At 75.8% G+C, this 16,459-nt stretch carries 10 protein-coding genes; 6 read left to right on the top strand and 4 right to left on the bottom strand.

Annotated elements, in window-relative coordinates:
- The first annotated feature begins 29 nt into the window (after positions 1 to 29).
- Positions 30 to 1,346 (top strand): D-arabinono-1,4-lactone oxidase, encoded by a 1,317-nt coding sequence (locus ACFYSC_RS12470; protein ID WP_389960388.1) that lies wholly within the window; start codon positions 30 to 32, stop codon positions 1,344 to 1,346.
- A 4-nt stretch (positions 1,347 to 1,350) separates the two neighbouring features.
- Here the strand turns inward: ACFYSC_RS12470 and ACFYSC_RS12465 are convergent, their stop codons facing one another.
- Complete coding sequence (locus ACFYSC_RS12465; protein WP_389960386.1) at positions 1,351 to 2,511, bottom strand: hypothetical protein; 1,161 nt, start codon at positions 2,509 to 2,511, stop codon at positions 1,351 to 1,353.
- A 575-nt stretch (positions 2,512 to 3,086) separates the two neighbouring features.
- Here ACFYSC_RS12465 and sepH point away from each other — a divergent pair.
- Positions 3,087 to 4,649, top strand: a complete 1,563-nt coding sequence (gene sepH, locus ACFYSC_RS12460) for a septation protein SepH (RefSeq protein ID WP_389960384.1) — start codon at positions 3,087 to 3,089, stop codon at positions 4,647 to 4,649.
- Between the two features lie 60 nt (positions 4,650 to 4,709).
- Here the strand turns inward: sepH and ACFYSC_RS12455 are convergent, their stop codons facing one another.
- Positions 4,710 to 6,536, bottom strand: coding sequence for a PH domain-containing protein (locus ACFYSC_RS12455; protein WP_389960382.1), 1,827 nt, complete (start codon positions 6,534 to 6,536; stop codon positions 4,710 to 4,712).
- Entirely contained in the window at positions 6,533 to 7,093 is a 561-nt protein-coding gene (locus tag ACFYSC_RS12450) for a PH domain-containing protein (protein ID WP_389960380.1), read from the bottom strand. The genes ACFYSC_RS12455 and ACFYSC_RS12450 overlap by 4 nt, the downstream gene beginning before the upstream one ends.
- 168 nt (positions 7,094 to 7,261) lie before the next feature.
- Here ACFYSC_RS12450 and ACFYSC_RS12445 point away from each other — a divergent pair, with 168 nt between their 5' ends.
- The 4 genes from ACFYSC_RS12445 (at position 7,262) to ACFYSC_RS12430 (ending at position 13,040) form a co-directional block, all read left to right on the top strand.
- Entirely contained in the window at positions 7,262 to 8,251 is a 990-nt protein-coding gene (locus ACFYSC_RS12445; protein ID WP_389960378.1) for an ATP-binding cassette domain-containing protein, read from the top strand.
- The gene (locus tag ACFYSC_RS12440; protein ID WP_389960376.1) at positions 8,248 to 9,060 is read left to right on the top strand and encodes an ABC transporter permease; all 813 of its coding nucleotides are present in this window, start codon (positions 8,248 to 8,250) and stop codon (positions 9,058 to 9,060) included. The genes ACFYSC_RS12445 and ACFYSC_RS12440 overlap by 4 nt, the downstream gene beginning before the upstream one ends.
- Positions 9,061 to 9,286: 226 nt before the next feature.
- Positions 9,287 to 12,709, top strand: a complete 3,423-nt coding sequence (locus ACFYSC_RS12435) for an SNF2-related protein (protein WP_389960374.1) — start codon at positions 9,287 to 9,289, stop codon at positions 12,707 to 12,709.
- A gap of 1 nt (position 12,710) precedes the next feature.
- Complete coding sequence (locus tag ACFYSC_RS12430; RefSeq protein ID WP_389960372.1) at positions 12,711 to 13,040, top strand: hypothetical protein; 330 nt, start codon at positions 12,711 to 12,713, stop codon at positions 13,038 to 13,040.
- Here ACFYSC_RS12430 and ACFYSC_RS12425 read toward each other — a convergent pair.
- Positions 13,000 to 16,458, bottom strand: a complete 3,459-nt coding sequence (locus tag ACFYSC_RS12425; RefSeq protein WP_389960370.1) for a BTAD domain-containing putative transcriptional regulator — start codon at positions 16,456 to 16,458, stop codon at positions 13,000 to 13,002. The genes ACFYSC_RS12430 and ACFYSC_RS12425 overlap by 41 nt on opposite strands.
- Position 16,459 lies beyond the last annotated feature (1 nt).

The raw sequence follows: 16,459 nt of genomic DNA, 5'->3' as shown, positions 1-16,459 counted from the left end.
CGCCCGCCGGCGGGCGAGGAGCGAGAAGCATGAGCGAGGCATTCCGCAACTGGGCCGGGAACCAGTCCGCCACGCCCGCGGAGATCCGTACCCCCGCCTCCGCGGAGGAGGTGGCCCGCGCCGTACGGGACGCCGCCGCCGCGGGGCGCCGGGTGCGCATGGTCGGCTCCGGGCACTCCTTCACCGGGGTCGCCCTGACCGACGGGGTTCTGCTGCGGCCGGGCGCGCTGACCGGGATCCGCGAGACAGGCGACGGAGAGGTGACGGCCGCGGCCGGGACGACGCTCGCCGCGTTCAACGAGGAGCTGCACCGCAGGGGCCTGGCCCTGGCCAACATGGGCGACATCACCGCCCAGACCCTGGCCGGGGCCGTGCAGACCGGCACCCACGGCACCGGGCGGCACAGCGGCGGACTCGCCGACCAGGTGACCGCCATGGAGCTGGTGCTCGCCGACGGTGAGATCGTCACCGTGCGCGACGGCGGGCAGGGGAGGATCCGCGACGGGGTGAGTGAGCAGGACCTCTTCGACGCGGCCCGGGTGGGGCTGGGCGCGCTCGGCGTGGTGACCGCGCTCACCTTCCGGGTGGAGCCGTCGTTCCTGCTGCGCGGCGACCGGCGGCCCATGGCGCTCGGCGACGCCCTCGGCTCGCTCGACGAGCTGGCCGCCGGCAACGACCATCTGGACTTCTACTGGCTGCCGCACACCGACGCCTGCCTGGTCAAGCGCAACAACCGCGATCCGGGCCCGGCCGACCCGCCGGGCGGGTTCCGGCGCTGGCTGGACGAGAGGTTCCTGGAGAACACCGCCTTCGGCGCGCTGTGCGCGCTCGGCGCCCGCCTCCCCGGCCTGATCCCCCGGCTCAACGCGGTCTCCGCCGCGGCGCTGACCGCCTCCACCCGCACCGACGCCTCCTACCGGATCTTCGCGACCGTGCGGGAGGTGCGGTTCCTGGAGATGGAGTACGCGATCCCGCGCGAGCACCTCGGCCGGGCGCTGCGCGAGACGCGCGACCTCATCGAGCGGCGGGGCTGGCGGATCACCTTCCCGATCGAGGTCCGGGTCACCCCGCCCTCCGGCGCGTGGCTGTCCACCGCGTACGGCAGGCCGTCGGCGTACATCGCCTGCCACGTCTACCGGGCGACGCCCAACCCGGCCTACTTCGAGGAGGTCGAGGAGATCATGACCGGGCTCGGCGGCCGGCCGCACTGGGGCAAGCTGCACACCCGGGACGCGGCCTACCTGTCCGCGGCCTACCCGCGGTTCGCCGACTTCCGGGCGCTGCGGGACGCCCTCGACCCCGGCCGGGTGTTCACCAACGACTACCTGGACACCGTCCTGGGCTGAACCGTCACTCGCCCGCCGGGCCGACCCGCACGTCCTCGCCGTCCTGGGCGTCCCCCTGGGCGGGGGCGTCCGTCTCGGCGGGGGCCGGCGAACCGGTCGGGTTCCCGGTGGGCTCCGGGGACGGCTCGACCTGGGTGGGGCTCGTCGTCGGAGCCTGGCTCGGCGTCACCGGGGTGGTCGGCTTCGACGTCGCGCCGGACCCGGGCTCCTCGGTCCGGGCCGGCTCCCCGGTGCCGGTCGGCTCCGGGGTGGCCTGCGGGGCCGTCGCCGGGGCCGAATCGGACGGCCTGGGCGTCCGCTCCCGCACCGGGGGTGCCTCCTCTCGCCGCACCACGGGCCCGGGGTTGAGGCTCGTGCCCGAACTCCGCTCGCCCTTGACGGTGCTCGCCACGGGCTGGCCGGTGACCTTCTCGAAGCCCAGGATCGCGCCCATGCCCACGGCGAACGTGATCACCGCCGTCGCGGCGAGCACCCAGATCCTGGCCCGGCCGCGGTCACCGGACGGACCACCGCCCCCGGAGAGGCCGGAGACTGCGGGCAGGACGGCCGTGCTCCCGGGAGGCACGGCCGTGCCGGCGGCGGCCGTGGCCGCCGCCGCGGCCGGCACGGCGGCGGGCAGTTCGACGGTGATCCCTGACGGCCCCGCCGTGGCGGACGCGGGGATCCCCGCCGTCGCGGGGCCGGTCGCGGGGATCACCATCGTCGCCGGATCGGTCGCGGGGATCTCCGCCGTGGCGGGATCGATGTCCACCACGACGAGGTCTTCCAGCTCGTCGCCGTCGCCGTACGGCTCCGCGAGGGCCCCGCCGTACGGTCCCCCGAGGGTCTCGCCGTACGGTGCGACGGGGCTTCCGCCGGACGGCCGCACGGGAGCCTCGCGCACGGTGGCCAGCGCCGCCGTCGCCAGCTCCCCGTTGTCCTCGACCTTCTTCGGCGGGTCGTCGCCGGCCTCCTGCCGGGACAGGAACGGCAGGTGGGTGCCGGTGCGCTTCAGGTAATGGGTGTATACGGCGCCGCCGACCGTGCTGCCCACGCTCATCACGGCCGCGCCGATGACCGTGCCCGCGACCCCGAGATACGAGGCGGCCACCGCCGCCGTCATCGTGGCCAGGGCTCCCCCGACGATCTGCGGCAGGCTCAGATCGAACCTCTGTTCGCCGCCCATTCCCCGAATCAGTCCCTTCTCACGAGCTTTCGGTAAAGGGGTGCGTAAAGGCTCCCCCGAAGAATGACGCATCCGCGTGTCCTGTTGTTCCTGTGACCTGTGCGACAGGCAGATTCGCAGACGCCCCGCGCCGCTCGACCCCGAGGGAGTCCGCCGGAGATGACATTCTCCCGCCTACCAGGCCCGCCGTCGCTTCACGCCACACCGGGCGCCGTGATCGCCACCTCCGGTGACGGCCGGGCCGGTCCGGCCCGCCCCCCGGACGCCCCTCGCCGGCGCGCCCGGCCGGGGGCGGCCGGAACGGTTCCGGCCCGCCCTTCCGGCACTTGCCCCAAGTCCCCGGCGGCGCCTCCGTTCATCGGAGAGAATCCGTTGGGAGACTTCAAACCCGCTGCTCCATCCCGGTGGCCTGTAAGTTGATGAATGGAGCAAATGTGACCGGCGTCACATCGCTGCGACCCCCATCCAGGAAGGCGATGTTCGGACATGCCGGGTACGGTGCTGGCAGGCAACCGGCACACGCGAGAGACTCAAGGGTCCGGGGGAAGATTGAGCACGACGACGAAGGGACTCGCATGCAGGAGCTCCGACTCGTCGCGGTGAGTGAGGACGGAACCTACCTCGTGCTGGCCACGGCCGGCCGGGGCACCCGGTTCACGCTGCCCGTCGACGACCGGCTCCGCGCTGCCGTCCGCGGCAACTTCTCCCGTCTCGGCCAGTACGAGATCGAAGTGGAGAGTCCGTTGCGCCCCAAGGAGATCCAGGCCCGGATCCGCGCCGGCGAGACCGCGGAGGAGATCGCCGCCACGGCGGGCATCCCGGTCGAGCGGGTGCGGTGGTTCGAGGGCCCCGTGCTCCAGGAACGTGAGTACATGGCTCAGCAGGCGCAACGCTGCGCCGTGCGATTGCCGGGCGACTCCGCTCCCGGTCCCACCCTCGGCGACCTGGTCGCCGAACGGCTGACCCGTCGCGGCGTGCCCGCCGACGAGATCGACTGGGACTCGGCCAAGAGGGACGACAACCTGTGGCGGATCAAGCTCGGTTTCGTATGGAACGGCCACACCCGCCGGGCTGAGTGGATCTTCGATCCGCGCAGGCGGCACATCACCCCGCACGACGACGAGGCCATGCGCCTGTCGTCGGGCGACTACACCGAACCGGCCGAGGACGCGACGGTCACCCCGTTCGTGCCCCGCGTGGTGGCGAAGCTCTCGCCGGTGCCGCCGCTGACGTCCGAGCCGCTGAACCAGCCGCCGGTGTCGTTCCCCTCCGTCGTGCGGGACGACGCGCCGGAGCCGGACGCGGCCGAGCCGCCGGCCGCGCGCGCCGAGCCGGTGCCGTACGAGCAGCCGCCGATGCCGCCGATCCCGGCCGGGTTCGACCCGCCCAGGCCGACGGTGCCGCCGCTGCGCGCCCCGGACGTCTACGAGCCGATCAGAGCGCCCGAACCCGGCTCGGTCACCCCCGTGACCCGGGTACGGCCCGCCGAACCGCCGGAGCTCCCCGGACCCGCGGAGCTCCCGGAACTCCCGGAACCCCCGAAGGCCGCGGAGCACACGGAGGTCGTGGAGCCCGCGAAGCCGGCGGACGCCACGGGTCCCGCCGGTGCGCCCGCGGAACCCTCGGCGTCCCCGGAGGCCGCGGAGCCCGGGAGGCCCACGGCCGCCGGACCCGTCGCGGAGGCCGCGGAGCTCGCGGAGCCCGGGGAGCCCGCGACCGGTGAACCGGCCGCGACGGAGGAGCCGAAGACCGGTGCGGCGCCGGAGCCCGGCCCGGGAGCCGGAGCCCACGGGCCCGAGACCGCTCCCACCGGACCCGCCCCGGCGGCGAAGGAGGAGCCGGAGCCGGTCGCCGACGCCCCGATAGCCGTGCCCGCGGCGCGCATCAGCCTCGACACGGGCGCGCAGGCCGAACCGGTGAAGGAGGAGCCGCGGACGGCCGCGGCGGCGAAGGAGCCGCCGGCCGAGAAGCCCGCGGATCCGCCCGCCCAGCAGGCTCCGGCCGCGCCGCCGGCTCCGGCCGTTCCGCCCGTTCAGCCCAAGCCCGCGCCCGCGCGGCCGGCGAAGAAGGCCAGGGGGCGCCGCGCGTCGGTGCCGACCTGGGACGAGATCATGTTCGGCGCCCGGCGCCAGGACTGACCGCGACACGGGACGAGGCGGGGGCGACCGGTCCGGTCGCCCCCGCCTCGCCGTACCGGGTCAGGCGGGTGGTCCGTCCTCGACGAACGGGGCGAGCCAGGCCGGTGTGACCTCGGCGGCGAAGGTCACCCCCTGGGCCTCGCCGACGTCGATCGCCGCGTAGCCTCCGCTGCCCGCCCCCACCCCGGCGACCACGGTCAGCACGCCGGCACGCCGCTGGAACCACGTCTGGCGCAGCGTCCAGCCGACCACGGCGCGTTCCTCGATCACCACCTGCGAACGGCGCAGGGAACCCGAGCGGACCGACAGCCGCCCACCCTCGTGGGTGTGGCCCAGGGAGCGGTAGCGGTCGAGACCGAGGGGCACGCCCAGGACCGCGAGGACGAGGGCCGCGGCCACCGCCCACCACAGCGGCGGCCAGGACCGGGCGGCGGCCGCGGCGCAGGCGGCGGTCACCAGCCAGGGGAAGACCGCCCGGAACAGGCGGCGGCGGCGCGCGACCGGCGGATGAGGCCGCAACCCCGTCAGGATCGGCCCGACCGCCTCGCGCACCACGTCCAGCGCGGCGCGGCGCGGGATCACGGACAGCAGCTGCCCCCGGGTCCCGGAGTCGCCCAGCCCGGTCACGATCGCCCAGGCGCGGGCGACCCCGGCCCAGCGTTCGGCCAGACCCTCGACCAGTTCGAATCCGCGCACCCTGCGCCGCTCCAGGGACACGCTCCTGCGGGTCAGCAGGCCGCGCTCGGCGACGAGGTAACCGTCCCTGGCGCGCAGGGTGAAGTCCCAGTTGAACACGGCGTACATGGCGGCGCCGAGCACCGGCATGGCGAGCACCAGCACCGCCAGCGCGCCGCCGAGGAGGAGGGGGTGGCCCCACAGCCACTCTCCGGCGCCGACCACGACCCTGCCGTCGATCCTCAGCTCCGAGCCCCACTGGAACGCCAGGCCGACCGCGCCCGCCACGAACGCGAACGGGGTCAGCAGGTAGGAGCCGGAGAGGGGACCGTAGGCCAGCCATCTGCGAGGCACCACGAACAGCACCCGCTCAGGGGACGCCTCCCCCGTCCGGCGAGGGACCGGGGAGGCGGTCGCGGCCGGTGACGGCCCGGCGGGCGCCGGAGAGTCGGGGAGGGCCCCGGCGGGGACGGTGACCGCCGCTCCCACGGGACCGTCGCCGTGGGCGGCGACGGTCCCCCGGGCCTCGGCTCGGCGCGCCGCCCGCGCGCGGGCGTGCCAGAGCAGGGCGGCCTTGAGGCGCTCGGCCTCGGCGAGCGTCACCCCGTCGAGTTCGCCCTCCTGCTTGGCGCCGCCGGCGCCCGTGTCGATCCTCAGTACGGCGAGCCCGAGCAGGCGGTGCAGCGGCGGGCTGCTGACGTCGACGCCGCGGATGCGCTCCAGCGGGATGGTCCGCACCGACCTGCCGATCAGGGCGCGGGTCAGCTCCAGCCTGTCCCCGATGACCTGATAGGTGAAGGTGGCCCAGCGGACGGCGGCGTACAGGACCGACCCGACGAGGCCGAAGGCCGCCCAGCCGAACGAGCCGGACGAGAACCCGCCGAGGAAAAGGACGCCGGTCAGCGGCAGGAGCAGCGAGGGCAGGGTTCTGATCGGCTCGGTCAGCAGCACCCGGGGGCTGAGCCTCAGGGACGGCCTGACCGGCGGCGAACCGGCCGGCGGCGGGCCGTACGCGTGGGGTCCGGGCGCGGTCCGCGGGCCGGGGCCTTCCGCGGCGGACCCGGCGTGCGGGTCGGGACCTTCCGCGGCGGACCCGGCGTGCGGGTCGGGACCTTCCGCGGCGGACCCGGCGTGCGGGTCGGCGGACGGACCGGCGTCCGGGCCGGTGCGCGGGTCACCGTGCCGGTCGGCCGGGCCGGGGAGACCGGTCACGTGGCGTCGTCCCTCAGTTCCTCGGCCCGCTGAGCGAGTCTCTCGGCCAGCGCGGCCGCGACGCCGTAGTCGAGGCCCTTGATCGTGGACGATCCCGCGTGCGAGGCGGTGCGGATGTCCACCGTCGCCAGGCCGAGCAGCCGCTCCAGCATGCCCTGCTTCTTGTCGACCGTCTGTATGCGGCTGACCGGGACGAACGTCCACTGCCGGTCGATCCACCCGGAGCGGGCGTAGACCACGTCGCCGCTGAGCTCCCACCGGTGCACGGCGTAGCGCCAGAACGGCTCGGCGAGCGCGGCGGGCACGACGAGCACCGCCGTCAGCACGGGCAGCCATCCGGCGCCGTCGGACAGCCACTCCGGCAGCCAGCCCCACCGGCCGCCGCCGATCCACCCGGACAGGAGGAAGGCTCCGCCGACCAGGAGCACCGACCAGAAGAGCCCGTCCAGCAGCCACATCACGACGGCCTTGCGGGAGACCGGGTTGGCCGGGGGACGCAGCGGCACCCGCCCGGGAAGGCGCCCGGCGCCCCCGCCCTGCTCGGTTCGGTCGCTCACAGCGTCCAGCCTAAGGGGTCGCGTCAGGTCCGTCGGATCTTCGTGTCAGCGATATGTCAGCGGCTCCCCGCCCCGGCCCGCCCGATGTCAGGAGGCCGTCAGCGGCCCCGGGCACCCTGGTTCCCGTCGCGGCTCCGGGGCCGTGACGACGACAGGAAGGCGCAGATCGTGCGATACGCCATCCAGGCAGAGGGCCTGGTGAAACGCTACGGGGAGACCCGCGCGCTCGACGGGGTGGACCTCGCCGTCCCCCAGGGGCGGCTGCTCGGCGTGCTGGGACCGAACGGCGCCGGCAAGACCACCGCCGTGCGGATCCTGGCGACGCTCCTCCGTCCCGACGGGGGGAGCGCCTCGGTCGGCGGGTTCGACGTGGTGGACCGCGCCCACGAGGTGCGGTCGATGATCGGCCTGACGGGGCAGTACGCCGCGGTCGACGAGATGCTCACCGGCGTGGAGAACCTCGTGATGATCGGCCGCCTCCTCGGCCTGCGGAAGGCCGAGGCCCGGCGGCGGGCCGGCGAGCTGCTCGAGCGGTTCGCCCTCGCGGACGCCGGGGGACGCGCGGCCAAGACGTACTCGGGCGGCATGCGCCGCCGCCTGGACCTGGCGGCCAGCCTGGTCGGACGGCCCCAGGTGCTGTTCCTCGACGAGCCCACCACCGGTCTCGACCCGCGCAGCCGTACCGAGCTGTGGGACGTCGTGCGGGGCCTGATGGCGGACGGGGTGACGGTGCTGCTCACCACCCAGTACCTGGAGGAGGCCGACCAGCTCGCCGACGACATCGTGGTGTTCGACCACGGCAGGGTGATCGCCTCCGGCACCCCCGACGAGCTGAAGGCCACCACGGGGGCGCAGGTCCTGGAGGTCCGGCCGCTCCGCGCCGACCACCTGTCGCTGGTCTCCCAGGTGGTCGGGGACGTCACCGGCGAGTCCCCCGCGCCGGCCGGCGGCAGGGTCGTGGTCTCCGTGCACGACCCCGCGGCCGTGCCCGCCGTCGTGCGGCGGCTCGACGACCTCGGCGTCGTCGCGGCCGAGCTGACACTGCGCCGGTCGAGCCTCGACGAGGTGTTCCTGGCCCTCACCGGCCATCCGGCCGAGGAGAGCGCCGGGACCGAGGCCGGAACCGCCGGATCCGAGAAGGAAGGGGCCATCGCGTGACGACGGCGACCATGACCGCCACCGGGCCGACCCCTGCGAGGCGGGTCGGCCCGGTGGCCGCGCTGACCCAGACGGCGACGCTGGCCTGGCGCAGCCTGGTCCAGATCAAGCACAACCCGTGGGAACTGCTCGACCTGGGCATCCAACCCATCATGTTGCTGCTGCTGTTCACCTACGTGTTCGGCGGGGCGATCTCGGGATCGACGGGGGACTACCTGCAGTTCGCCCTGCCGGGGCTGCTCGTGCAGAACGCCCTGTTCTACACGCTGTCCACGGCGGTCGGCCTGAACACCGACATCACCAAGGGGGTCTTCGACCGGCTGCGCAGCCTGCCGATCTCCCGTACGGCGCCGCTGTCCGGGCGGGTCGCCGCCGACGCCCTCAAGCAGGTGTGGGCGTTCGCGCTGCTCGTCGGTTTCGGCATGATCCTGGGGTTCCGGGTGCAGACCAGCGTGCTCGGCGTGCTGGGCGCGCTGGCGCTGCTGGTGGCGGTCGTGCTGGCCATGTCGTGGATGTCGGTACTGATCGGGCTCAAAGCGTCCAATCCGGAGAAGGTGCAGATGTTCGGCTTCTCCGTCATGATGCCGTTGACGTTCACCAGCAGCGCGCTGGTCGATCCGCGCACCTTTCCCGGCTGGCTGCGGACCTGGGCCGATCTGAATCCCGTCACCCATCTGGCCGACGCCATCCGCGGCCTGCTGATCGGCGGTGAGGTGGCCGCGTCCGCACTCGTCGCGCTGGCCTGGTCGGCCGGGTTCGTCGTGGTGTTCGCCCCGCTGGCGGTCCGCGCCTTCCGGGGCCGGGCCTGATCCCCTGCGAAGGCGGGACGGGCGGCGGGGCCGGGGCCGCTCCCGGACGGCGGGTTCCCGGACGGGTTCCCGAGCGGGTTCCCGGACGGCGGGCTCCCGGACGGGTTCCCATGCGGATTCCCGGACGGCGGGCTCCCGGACGGGTTCCCGCGCGGGTTCCCGGACGGTTCCCGCGCGGCGGATCCCCGGGAGAGCATGAGTGACAGACGAGGAACGGAGTGATCGCGTGCTGGTGGTTCACGGTGGCTGGTACGGCGGGCGGCTGGCGCTGTGGGGGGAGGACGTCTCCCGGGGCCACTCCCCCGCTTCCCGGGGCCGCGCCGCGTCCTCCGGGGCCGCGCCCAGGCGGCATCCGTTCGCCGCGTCCGCCGCCGCTCTGGCCGCCGCGCTCGGCGCCGGGGGCTCCGAAGCGGCCGGGGAGGCCGGAGGGATCCCGGGGAGCGAGAAGGCCGGGACCTCTGGAGCGGCGCGGGCCGAGGCGGCCGAGACGACGGTCCGGCTGCCGGGGTCGGCCTCCCGGCCGCTGCCCTCTCCCGAGTCCGGGCTGACGGGCTCGGCGCGCGGCCCCCGGATCTCCACGTGGCTCGTGCCGGTGCTGCTGCTCCGCCCGGACGCCGCGCTCGCCCTGCTCGAAGCCCTCCCCCAGCCGGGCGAGGAGGGCTCCGCGACCGCCCCCGGCCCTCAGGGGTCCCCCGGGAACGAGTGGGGTCCCCCCGGGGACGGGCGGGGTCCCGCCGGGGACGAAGACGGAACATCCGCGCCCCGGGACGGGACGCCCGGACACGGGCGGGGGACGTCCGGGGACGCCGAGGAGCCGCCCTGGGAACCGGGTCTGTCGCTGCGCTACCTCGCCGTGGTCGCCGAGCACGCCCGGAGCCTGGTACGGCGCGGCCGGATCCTGCCGAGACTGGTCGAGGAGGACGGCGGTCACGCGGCCCGCTGGCGTCCGGTGCTCATCGGCGCCGACGCCGCCGCGTTCCGCGGCCTCGCCGCCGCCATGCCGCCGGTCTGCCGGGCGCTGCCCGGGGAACGGCCGTCGGCGGAGGCGCTGCGGGAGGCGCTGGAGGGCCTGGTGGACGCCGCGGCCCGGACGGCGCTGCCCGAGCGGCTGATCGTCGGCAACCGGCCGGGACGCAGAACGGCGCTGGCCGACCGCTGGCTGCACGCGCTGACGGCGCCGGACGCCTCGCTGCCCGACGCGCGGCCCGCCGAGGCGGCGGCGCTCGGCGACGCCCTGCGTGACTGGTCGGCGGCGGCACACGAACTGGACGGGCCGGTCCGGGCCTGGTTCAGGCTGGTCGAGCCGACCGGTGAGGACGACCCGTGGAAGGTGGAGCTCGGCCTCGCCCCGGCGGTGACCGCGGGGACCGGCCGGGCGGGCGACGCGGGCCGTACGGCCGGGGCCGATCGCGCGGGTCACGCGGGTCACGCGGGTCACGCGGGCGGTGAGGGCGCGGACGATCCGGGTGCCGGTGGCGCGGACGAGCCGGATCACCTGTCCGCCGCCCGGATCCGGGCGGGGGAACGGGCGTCCTGGCTGCCCGAGCGGCCCTGGGAGGTCCTGCGGGCCGAGCTGGCCAGGGCGGTGCGCCTCCACCCCGACCTGCACGGCGTGCTGCGCGAGGCCGAACCGGCCGTCATGGAGATCGACACGGCGCGGGCGTTCTCCTTCCTGCGCGGTGGCGCGCCCGCCCTGGCGGCGGCCGGGTACGTCGTGCGGCTGCCGGAGTGGGCCGGCCGGCAGGGCCTCGGCCTGAAGCTGACCGTGCGCGCCATGGAGGGCGGGAAGGAGACCGGGCTGGGCGACAAGGTGGGTTTCCGGCTGGAGGCGGCCGTCGGCGGTCACACGATCGGCGAGGAGGAGCTGTCGCGGCTGGCCGGGCTGAGGGTACCGCTGGCCCGGGTCGGGGGCAGGTGGGTGGAGCTGGACGACCGGCAGCTCAAGGCGGCGCTCGAGGTCGTCGGACGGCGGGGCGGGGGGGAGACGACCCTCGGCGAGGTGATCCGCGAGATCGCCGCCGGCGGTGAGGGTGACCTGCCGCTGGTGGCGGTCGACGCCGACGGCCCGCTCGGCGACCTGCTGTCGGGCGAGGCCGACCGCCGGCTCACCCCCGTCGCCACCCCGGGCGCGCTGCGCGGGACGCTCCGCCCCTACCAGGAGCGCGGCCTGTCGTGGCTGAGCTTCCTGTCCGGGGTCGGCCTGGGCGGCGTCCTGGCCGACGACATGGGGCTCGGCAAGACGGTGTCGGCCCTGTCCCTCCTGCTGTCCGAGCGTGAGCGGGCGGCCGGCGGCGCAGAAGGAGCGTCGGGGGCGTCGGCCCGGAGCACCGAGGAGACGGCCGGGCAGGCCGTCGGGGGCGCGGAGCGGGCGCCGGGGCCGACGCTGCTCGTCTGCCCGATGTCGCTGATCGGCAACTGGCGGAAGGAGGCGGCCAGGTTCGCCCCGTCGTTGCGGGTGTACGTCCACCACGGCGGTTCCCGCAGGCGGGACGACGAGCTGCCCGCCGCCGTACGGGACGCCGATCTCGTCATCACCACCTACGGCACGGCCCTGCGCGACCTGGGGGCGCTGGCCGCGCTGAGGTGGGAGCGGGTCATCTGCGACGAGGCGCAGGCGATCAAGAACAGCGCGGCGCGGCAGTCGCGGGCGGTGCGGGCCATCCCGGCGCGCACCCGGCTGGCGCTGACCGGTACCCCCGTGGAGAACCGCCTCTCGGAACTGTGGTCGATCATGGAGTTCTGCAACCCCGGCCTCCTCGGCCCTGCCCGGCGCTTCCGCCAGCGCTACCAGGAGCCGATCGAGACCCGGGGCGACGAGGACGCGGTGGCGGCCCTGCGGCGGGCCACCGGGCCGTTCGTGCTGCGGCGGCTCAAGACCGACCGGTCGATCATCACGGACCTGCCGGAGAAGCAGGAGATGAAGGTCTGGTGCACCCTCACCCCCGAGCAGGCGGAGCTGTACAAGGCCGTGGTGAACGACATGATGGGCCGGATCGGCGGTTCGGCGGGCATCGAGCGGCGCGGCAACGTGCTGGCCGCGATGACGAAGCTCAAGCAGATCTGCAACCACCCCGCCCACCTGCTGAGGGACGGCTCGCGCCTGGCCGGGCGGTCGGGGAAGCTGGCCCGGCTGGAGGAGCTGGCCGGGGAGGTCCTCGCCGAGGGGGACAGCGCGCTGATCTTCACCCAGTACACCGAGTTCGGCGCCCTGCTGCGCCCCTACCTGGCCGCCCGCCTGGACCGGCCGGTGCTGTGGCTGCACGGCGGGCTGTCCAGGACCCGGCGGGAGGAGCTGGTGGAGCGTTTCCAGCGCGGCGACGAGCCGACGCTGTTCCTGCTGTCGCTCAAGGCCGCGGGGACCGGCCTGAACCTCACCGCCGCCAACCACGTGATCCACGTGGACCGGTGGTGGAACCCCGCGGTGGAGGACCAGGCGACCGACCGGGCCTTCCGGATCGGCCAGAAGAGGAACGTGCAGGTGCGGAAGTTCATCTGCGTGGACACCCTTGAGGAGCGGATCGACGAGATGATCGAGCGCAAGAGGTCGCTCGCCGAGAGCGTGGTGGGCGCCGGTGAGGACTGGATCTCCGAGCTGTCCACCGACCAGCTGCGTGAGCTGTTCCGTCTCGGCCCCGGGGCGGTGAGCTGACGTGGGAGCCGACAGGGGAGCCGGCAGGGGATCCGCACGGGCCGGTGACCCGCGCCGTGACGCCGCCGTCCCGCGTGACGGATCCTCCCGCGAGGACGGCGTGTCCTCCGGTGACGCGGCACGGGCCGGTGACCCGCCGTTCGAGGAGCTGCTCGGGGACTTCTACTCCCCCGGCGTCCCGCTGGACCGGCTGCGGCCGCGGCCGGCCGCGGCCGGTCCCGCGGACCTGCTGCTGCGGATGCTGGAGCCCCCGGCGGTGAAGGTACGGCACATCCCCCTGATCGACCTGCTCAGGAAGCCCTACCGGGAGCTCGGGTCGCCAGATCGATGATCTCCTCACGGGGCAGGGCGCGGCCGTGCTCGTGGCGCCGGGAGAACCCCTCGCGGCCGAGCACGGCCACGGCGCGCTCGGTGACGCGCACGTGGTCGAAGTCGACCACCGCGTCGGTCCCCCGGGCCGCCGCGGCCCCGCCGAGGAGCACGGCGGCCCCGCCGGGATCGCCGCCGGCCAGCGCCACCCCGGCGAGACCGACCAGGACCGGGACGAGCAGCGTCGTGTCCCGGCTCTCGACGGCCTTGGTGAGCGCGGCGCCCAGCAGCCGCCGGGCCCGGGGCGGGTCGCCCTCCTGCTCGGCCAGCAGTCCCAGCGCCGTGCCGAGCACGGCGTGCAGCTGCGGCGGCGTCCCGGTCTCGCGGTCGAGCAGGCCCGCGGCCTCGGCGTAGTGGCGCCGGGCCCGCTCCAGGTCGCCGTCCCGGCGGGCGAAGTCGCCCCGGGCGACGAGCAGGGGGACCGCGGTCATGCGGTCGCCGCTCTCCAGCGCCCTCAGGAGGCTTTTCTCCAGGGTCTCCTCGGCCGCCGCCCGCTCCCCTCTCAGGTGGAGCCCGATCGCCAGGCGGCCGCGCATGAAGGTGACCTCGTCGATCGCGCCGATCTCCTCCATCCGCCGGATGGACTCGCGCATCCGCTCCAGCGCCCGCGCGGACTCGCCGTGCAGGAGGTCGATCTCCGCGAGGCCGGCCAGCGCGTTGCCGGCGCCCCAGCGGTCGCCGATCCGCTCGAAGCCGTCCAGCGCCGTCCCCAGGTCCGTTCCGGCCTCCGCGACGCGGCCGGCGCTGAGGTGCTCCACCCCGCGCATCAGGTGCGCGGAGCACACCACCCAGGGGTCGGGGTGGGCGAGCATCTCCCCGAAGTCGGGCTCGCCGAGGGGTCCGCCGCCGAACAGCGCGGCGACCGCGTCCGCCATCGCGACCGACGGGTGCCAGGGGCGGGGCAGCTCCTCGCGGGCCAGCCGTACCACCTCGCCGAGCGAGGCCCGCGCCGCGTCGAGCGTGACGCCGGCGCTCAGCGCGTTGTACCCGTGGGCGGCCTCGGCGAGGGCGATCAGCCGGGGGTCCTCCCCGCCCGTGGCCAGTCCGACCGCCTCGCGGGCGCGGCGCGCCCCCTCGGCCCGGTGGCCGCGCAGCCACCAGTACCACCCGAGCGCGCCGGCCAGGCGCAGCGCCAGGACGGTCCTGGACTCCTCGACGGCCCAGCGCAGCGCGGCCGACAGGTTGTCGTGCTCGGCGGCGAGGGCGGCGAGGGCGGCGGCCTGCCCGCGGTCCCGCAGGGCGGGGTCGGACGCCTCGGCCAGCTCGGTGAAGAACACCGCGTGCGCCAGCCGTACGCGGGGCTCCTCACCCGACTCGGCCAGCCGCTCGGCGGCGTAGGCGCGGACCGTCTCCAGCATCCGGTAGCGGACGGCGGCGCCGTGCTCGTCGGCCACCACCAGCGACTTGTCCACCAGCCGGGCCAGCACGCCGAGGACGTCGTCCCGGTCCAGCCCGTCCCCGGCGCAGACCCGCTCGACGCAGCCCAGGGCGGCTCCCCCGGCGAAGACGGCGAGGCGCCGGGCCAGCACCCGTTCCGGACCGTCCAGCAGGTCCCAGCTCCACTCGACCACCGCGCGGAGCGTACGGTGCCGCGGCAGCGCCGTACGGCTGCCGCCGGTCAGCAGGCGGAAGCGGTCGTCGAGCCGCTGGGCGATCTGCGCGGCGGACAGCACGCGCAGCCGGGCCGCCGCGAGCTCGATGGCGAGCGGCATGCCGTCGAGCTCGCGGCAGATCCGCACGATCGCGGCGGTCTCACGCTCGGGGCGGTAGCCGGGGCGGGCGGTCTCGGCGCGTTCGGCGAACAGGCGGACGGCCGGGTAGGCGAGGGCCTCACGGGGGTCCGCGCCGTCCGGCGGCAGGCCCAGCGACGGCACCGGCCAGGCCAGCTCGCCGGCGATGCCCAGCGGCTCGCGGCCGGTGGCGAGGATCCGCACCCCGGGGCAGGAGGCGAGCAGCCGTTCGGCGAGCGCCGCGGCCGCCTCGACCACGTGCTCGCAGTTGTCCAGGACGATCAGCAGCCGCCTCCCGGTCAGGGCCGCGACGAGCCGGGTGACCGGGTCGCGCCGGGCGGGCGCGGCGATCCCGGCGGGCGCGGAGGCGGGGACGGGTGCGGCGATCCCGGCGGAGACGGGGGCGTCGCGCAGCTCCAGCTCCGCGAGCGCCGAGAGCACGGCCTGCGGAACCTCCGACGGCTCGGCCACCGGGGCGAGCTCGACCAGCCACGCCCCGTCGGGCGCCCGGCCCGCCGCCTCCTCCGCCGTCCCGGCCGTCGTCCCGGTCACCATCGCCTCGGCCGTCTCGATCGCCAGCCGGGTCTTGCCCGCGCCGCCGGGGCCCGTCAGGGTGACGAGGCGGTGGCGGGCGAGGAACCCGGCCGTGCGCGCCACGTCGCGTTCCCGGCCCACGAAGCTGGTGAGCCTGGCCCGCAGGTTGCCCCGCCGCGCGTCCCCGGCGGGCGCCGGATCCGCCGCGGACGCCGCGCCGGTGGACCGCGGCTCCCCGACGACCGGCTCCCCCTGGGACGGTGGGATCTCCCGGCCTCGCGTCCCGGCCGGCGGGGAGCCGGCCCCGGCGGGCGGGGAGATCCGCGCCGGGCGGGGTTCCGCGTGCTTCTCGGCCCACTCCCCCCGCAGCATGGCCAGGTGCAGCCCGGCCAGGCCGGGTGAGGGGTCGGCTCCCAGTTCGCGGGCGAACGCCTCCCTGGCCGCCTCGTAGGCGGCCAGCGCCTCCACCCGGCGGCCCGAGCCGTACAGGGCGCGCATGAGCTGGCCGTGGAACCGCTCGCGCAGCGGATGGGCGGTGATCAGGCCGGGCAGTTCGGCGACGGCCTCCGCCCGCCGCCCGAGCAGCAGGTCGGCCTCGACGCGGTCCTCGACGACGGCCAGGCGGAGCGCCTCCAGCCGGGCGGCCGCGGCGGCCGCTGAACCTGCGAAGCCCGTGGCGTCGTCGTCCGCCGGGTCCACCAGGTCCGCCAGGGCGGGACCGCGCCAGAGCCCGAGCGCGGCGCGCAGGACGTCCGCGGCCTCGGCCGGGGCACCCGCGGAGAGAGCCGCACGGCCCTCGGCCGCCAGCCGGGCGAAGCGGTGGGCGTCCACCCGGTCGCGTTCGACGGCCAGCCGGTAGCCGGAGGCGGTCGCCTCGACGACCCCGCGTTCGGCGGCGAGCGCGGCGCGCAGCCGGGAGACCAGCGCCTGCAAGGCGTTGCCCGCCGCACCCGGCGGGCGGTCGTCCCAGATCCCGGTGATCAGGCGGCTCGCCGGGACCGTACGGCCCGCGTCGAGCAGCAGCAGGACGAGGAGCGCGCGCAGGCGACGGCCGGAGATCTCCACCGGCTCGTCCCCCCTGTGGACCTCCAGGGCCCCGAGGACGGCGAAGGTCATT

Source organism: Streptosporangium sp. NPDC004379 (genome assembly GCF_042873875.1).
Taxonomy (GTDB): Bacteria; Actinomycetota; Actinomycetes; order Streptosporangiales; family Streptosporangiaceae; genus Streptosporangium.
Note: the sequence above shows the minus strand (reverse complement) of the source record. Positions and strands in the feature narration are given on the sequence as shown.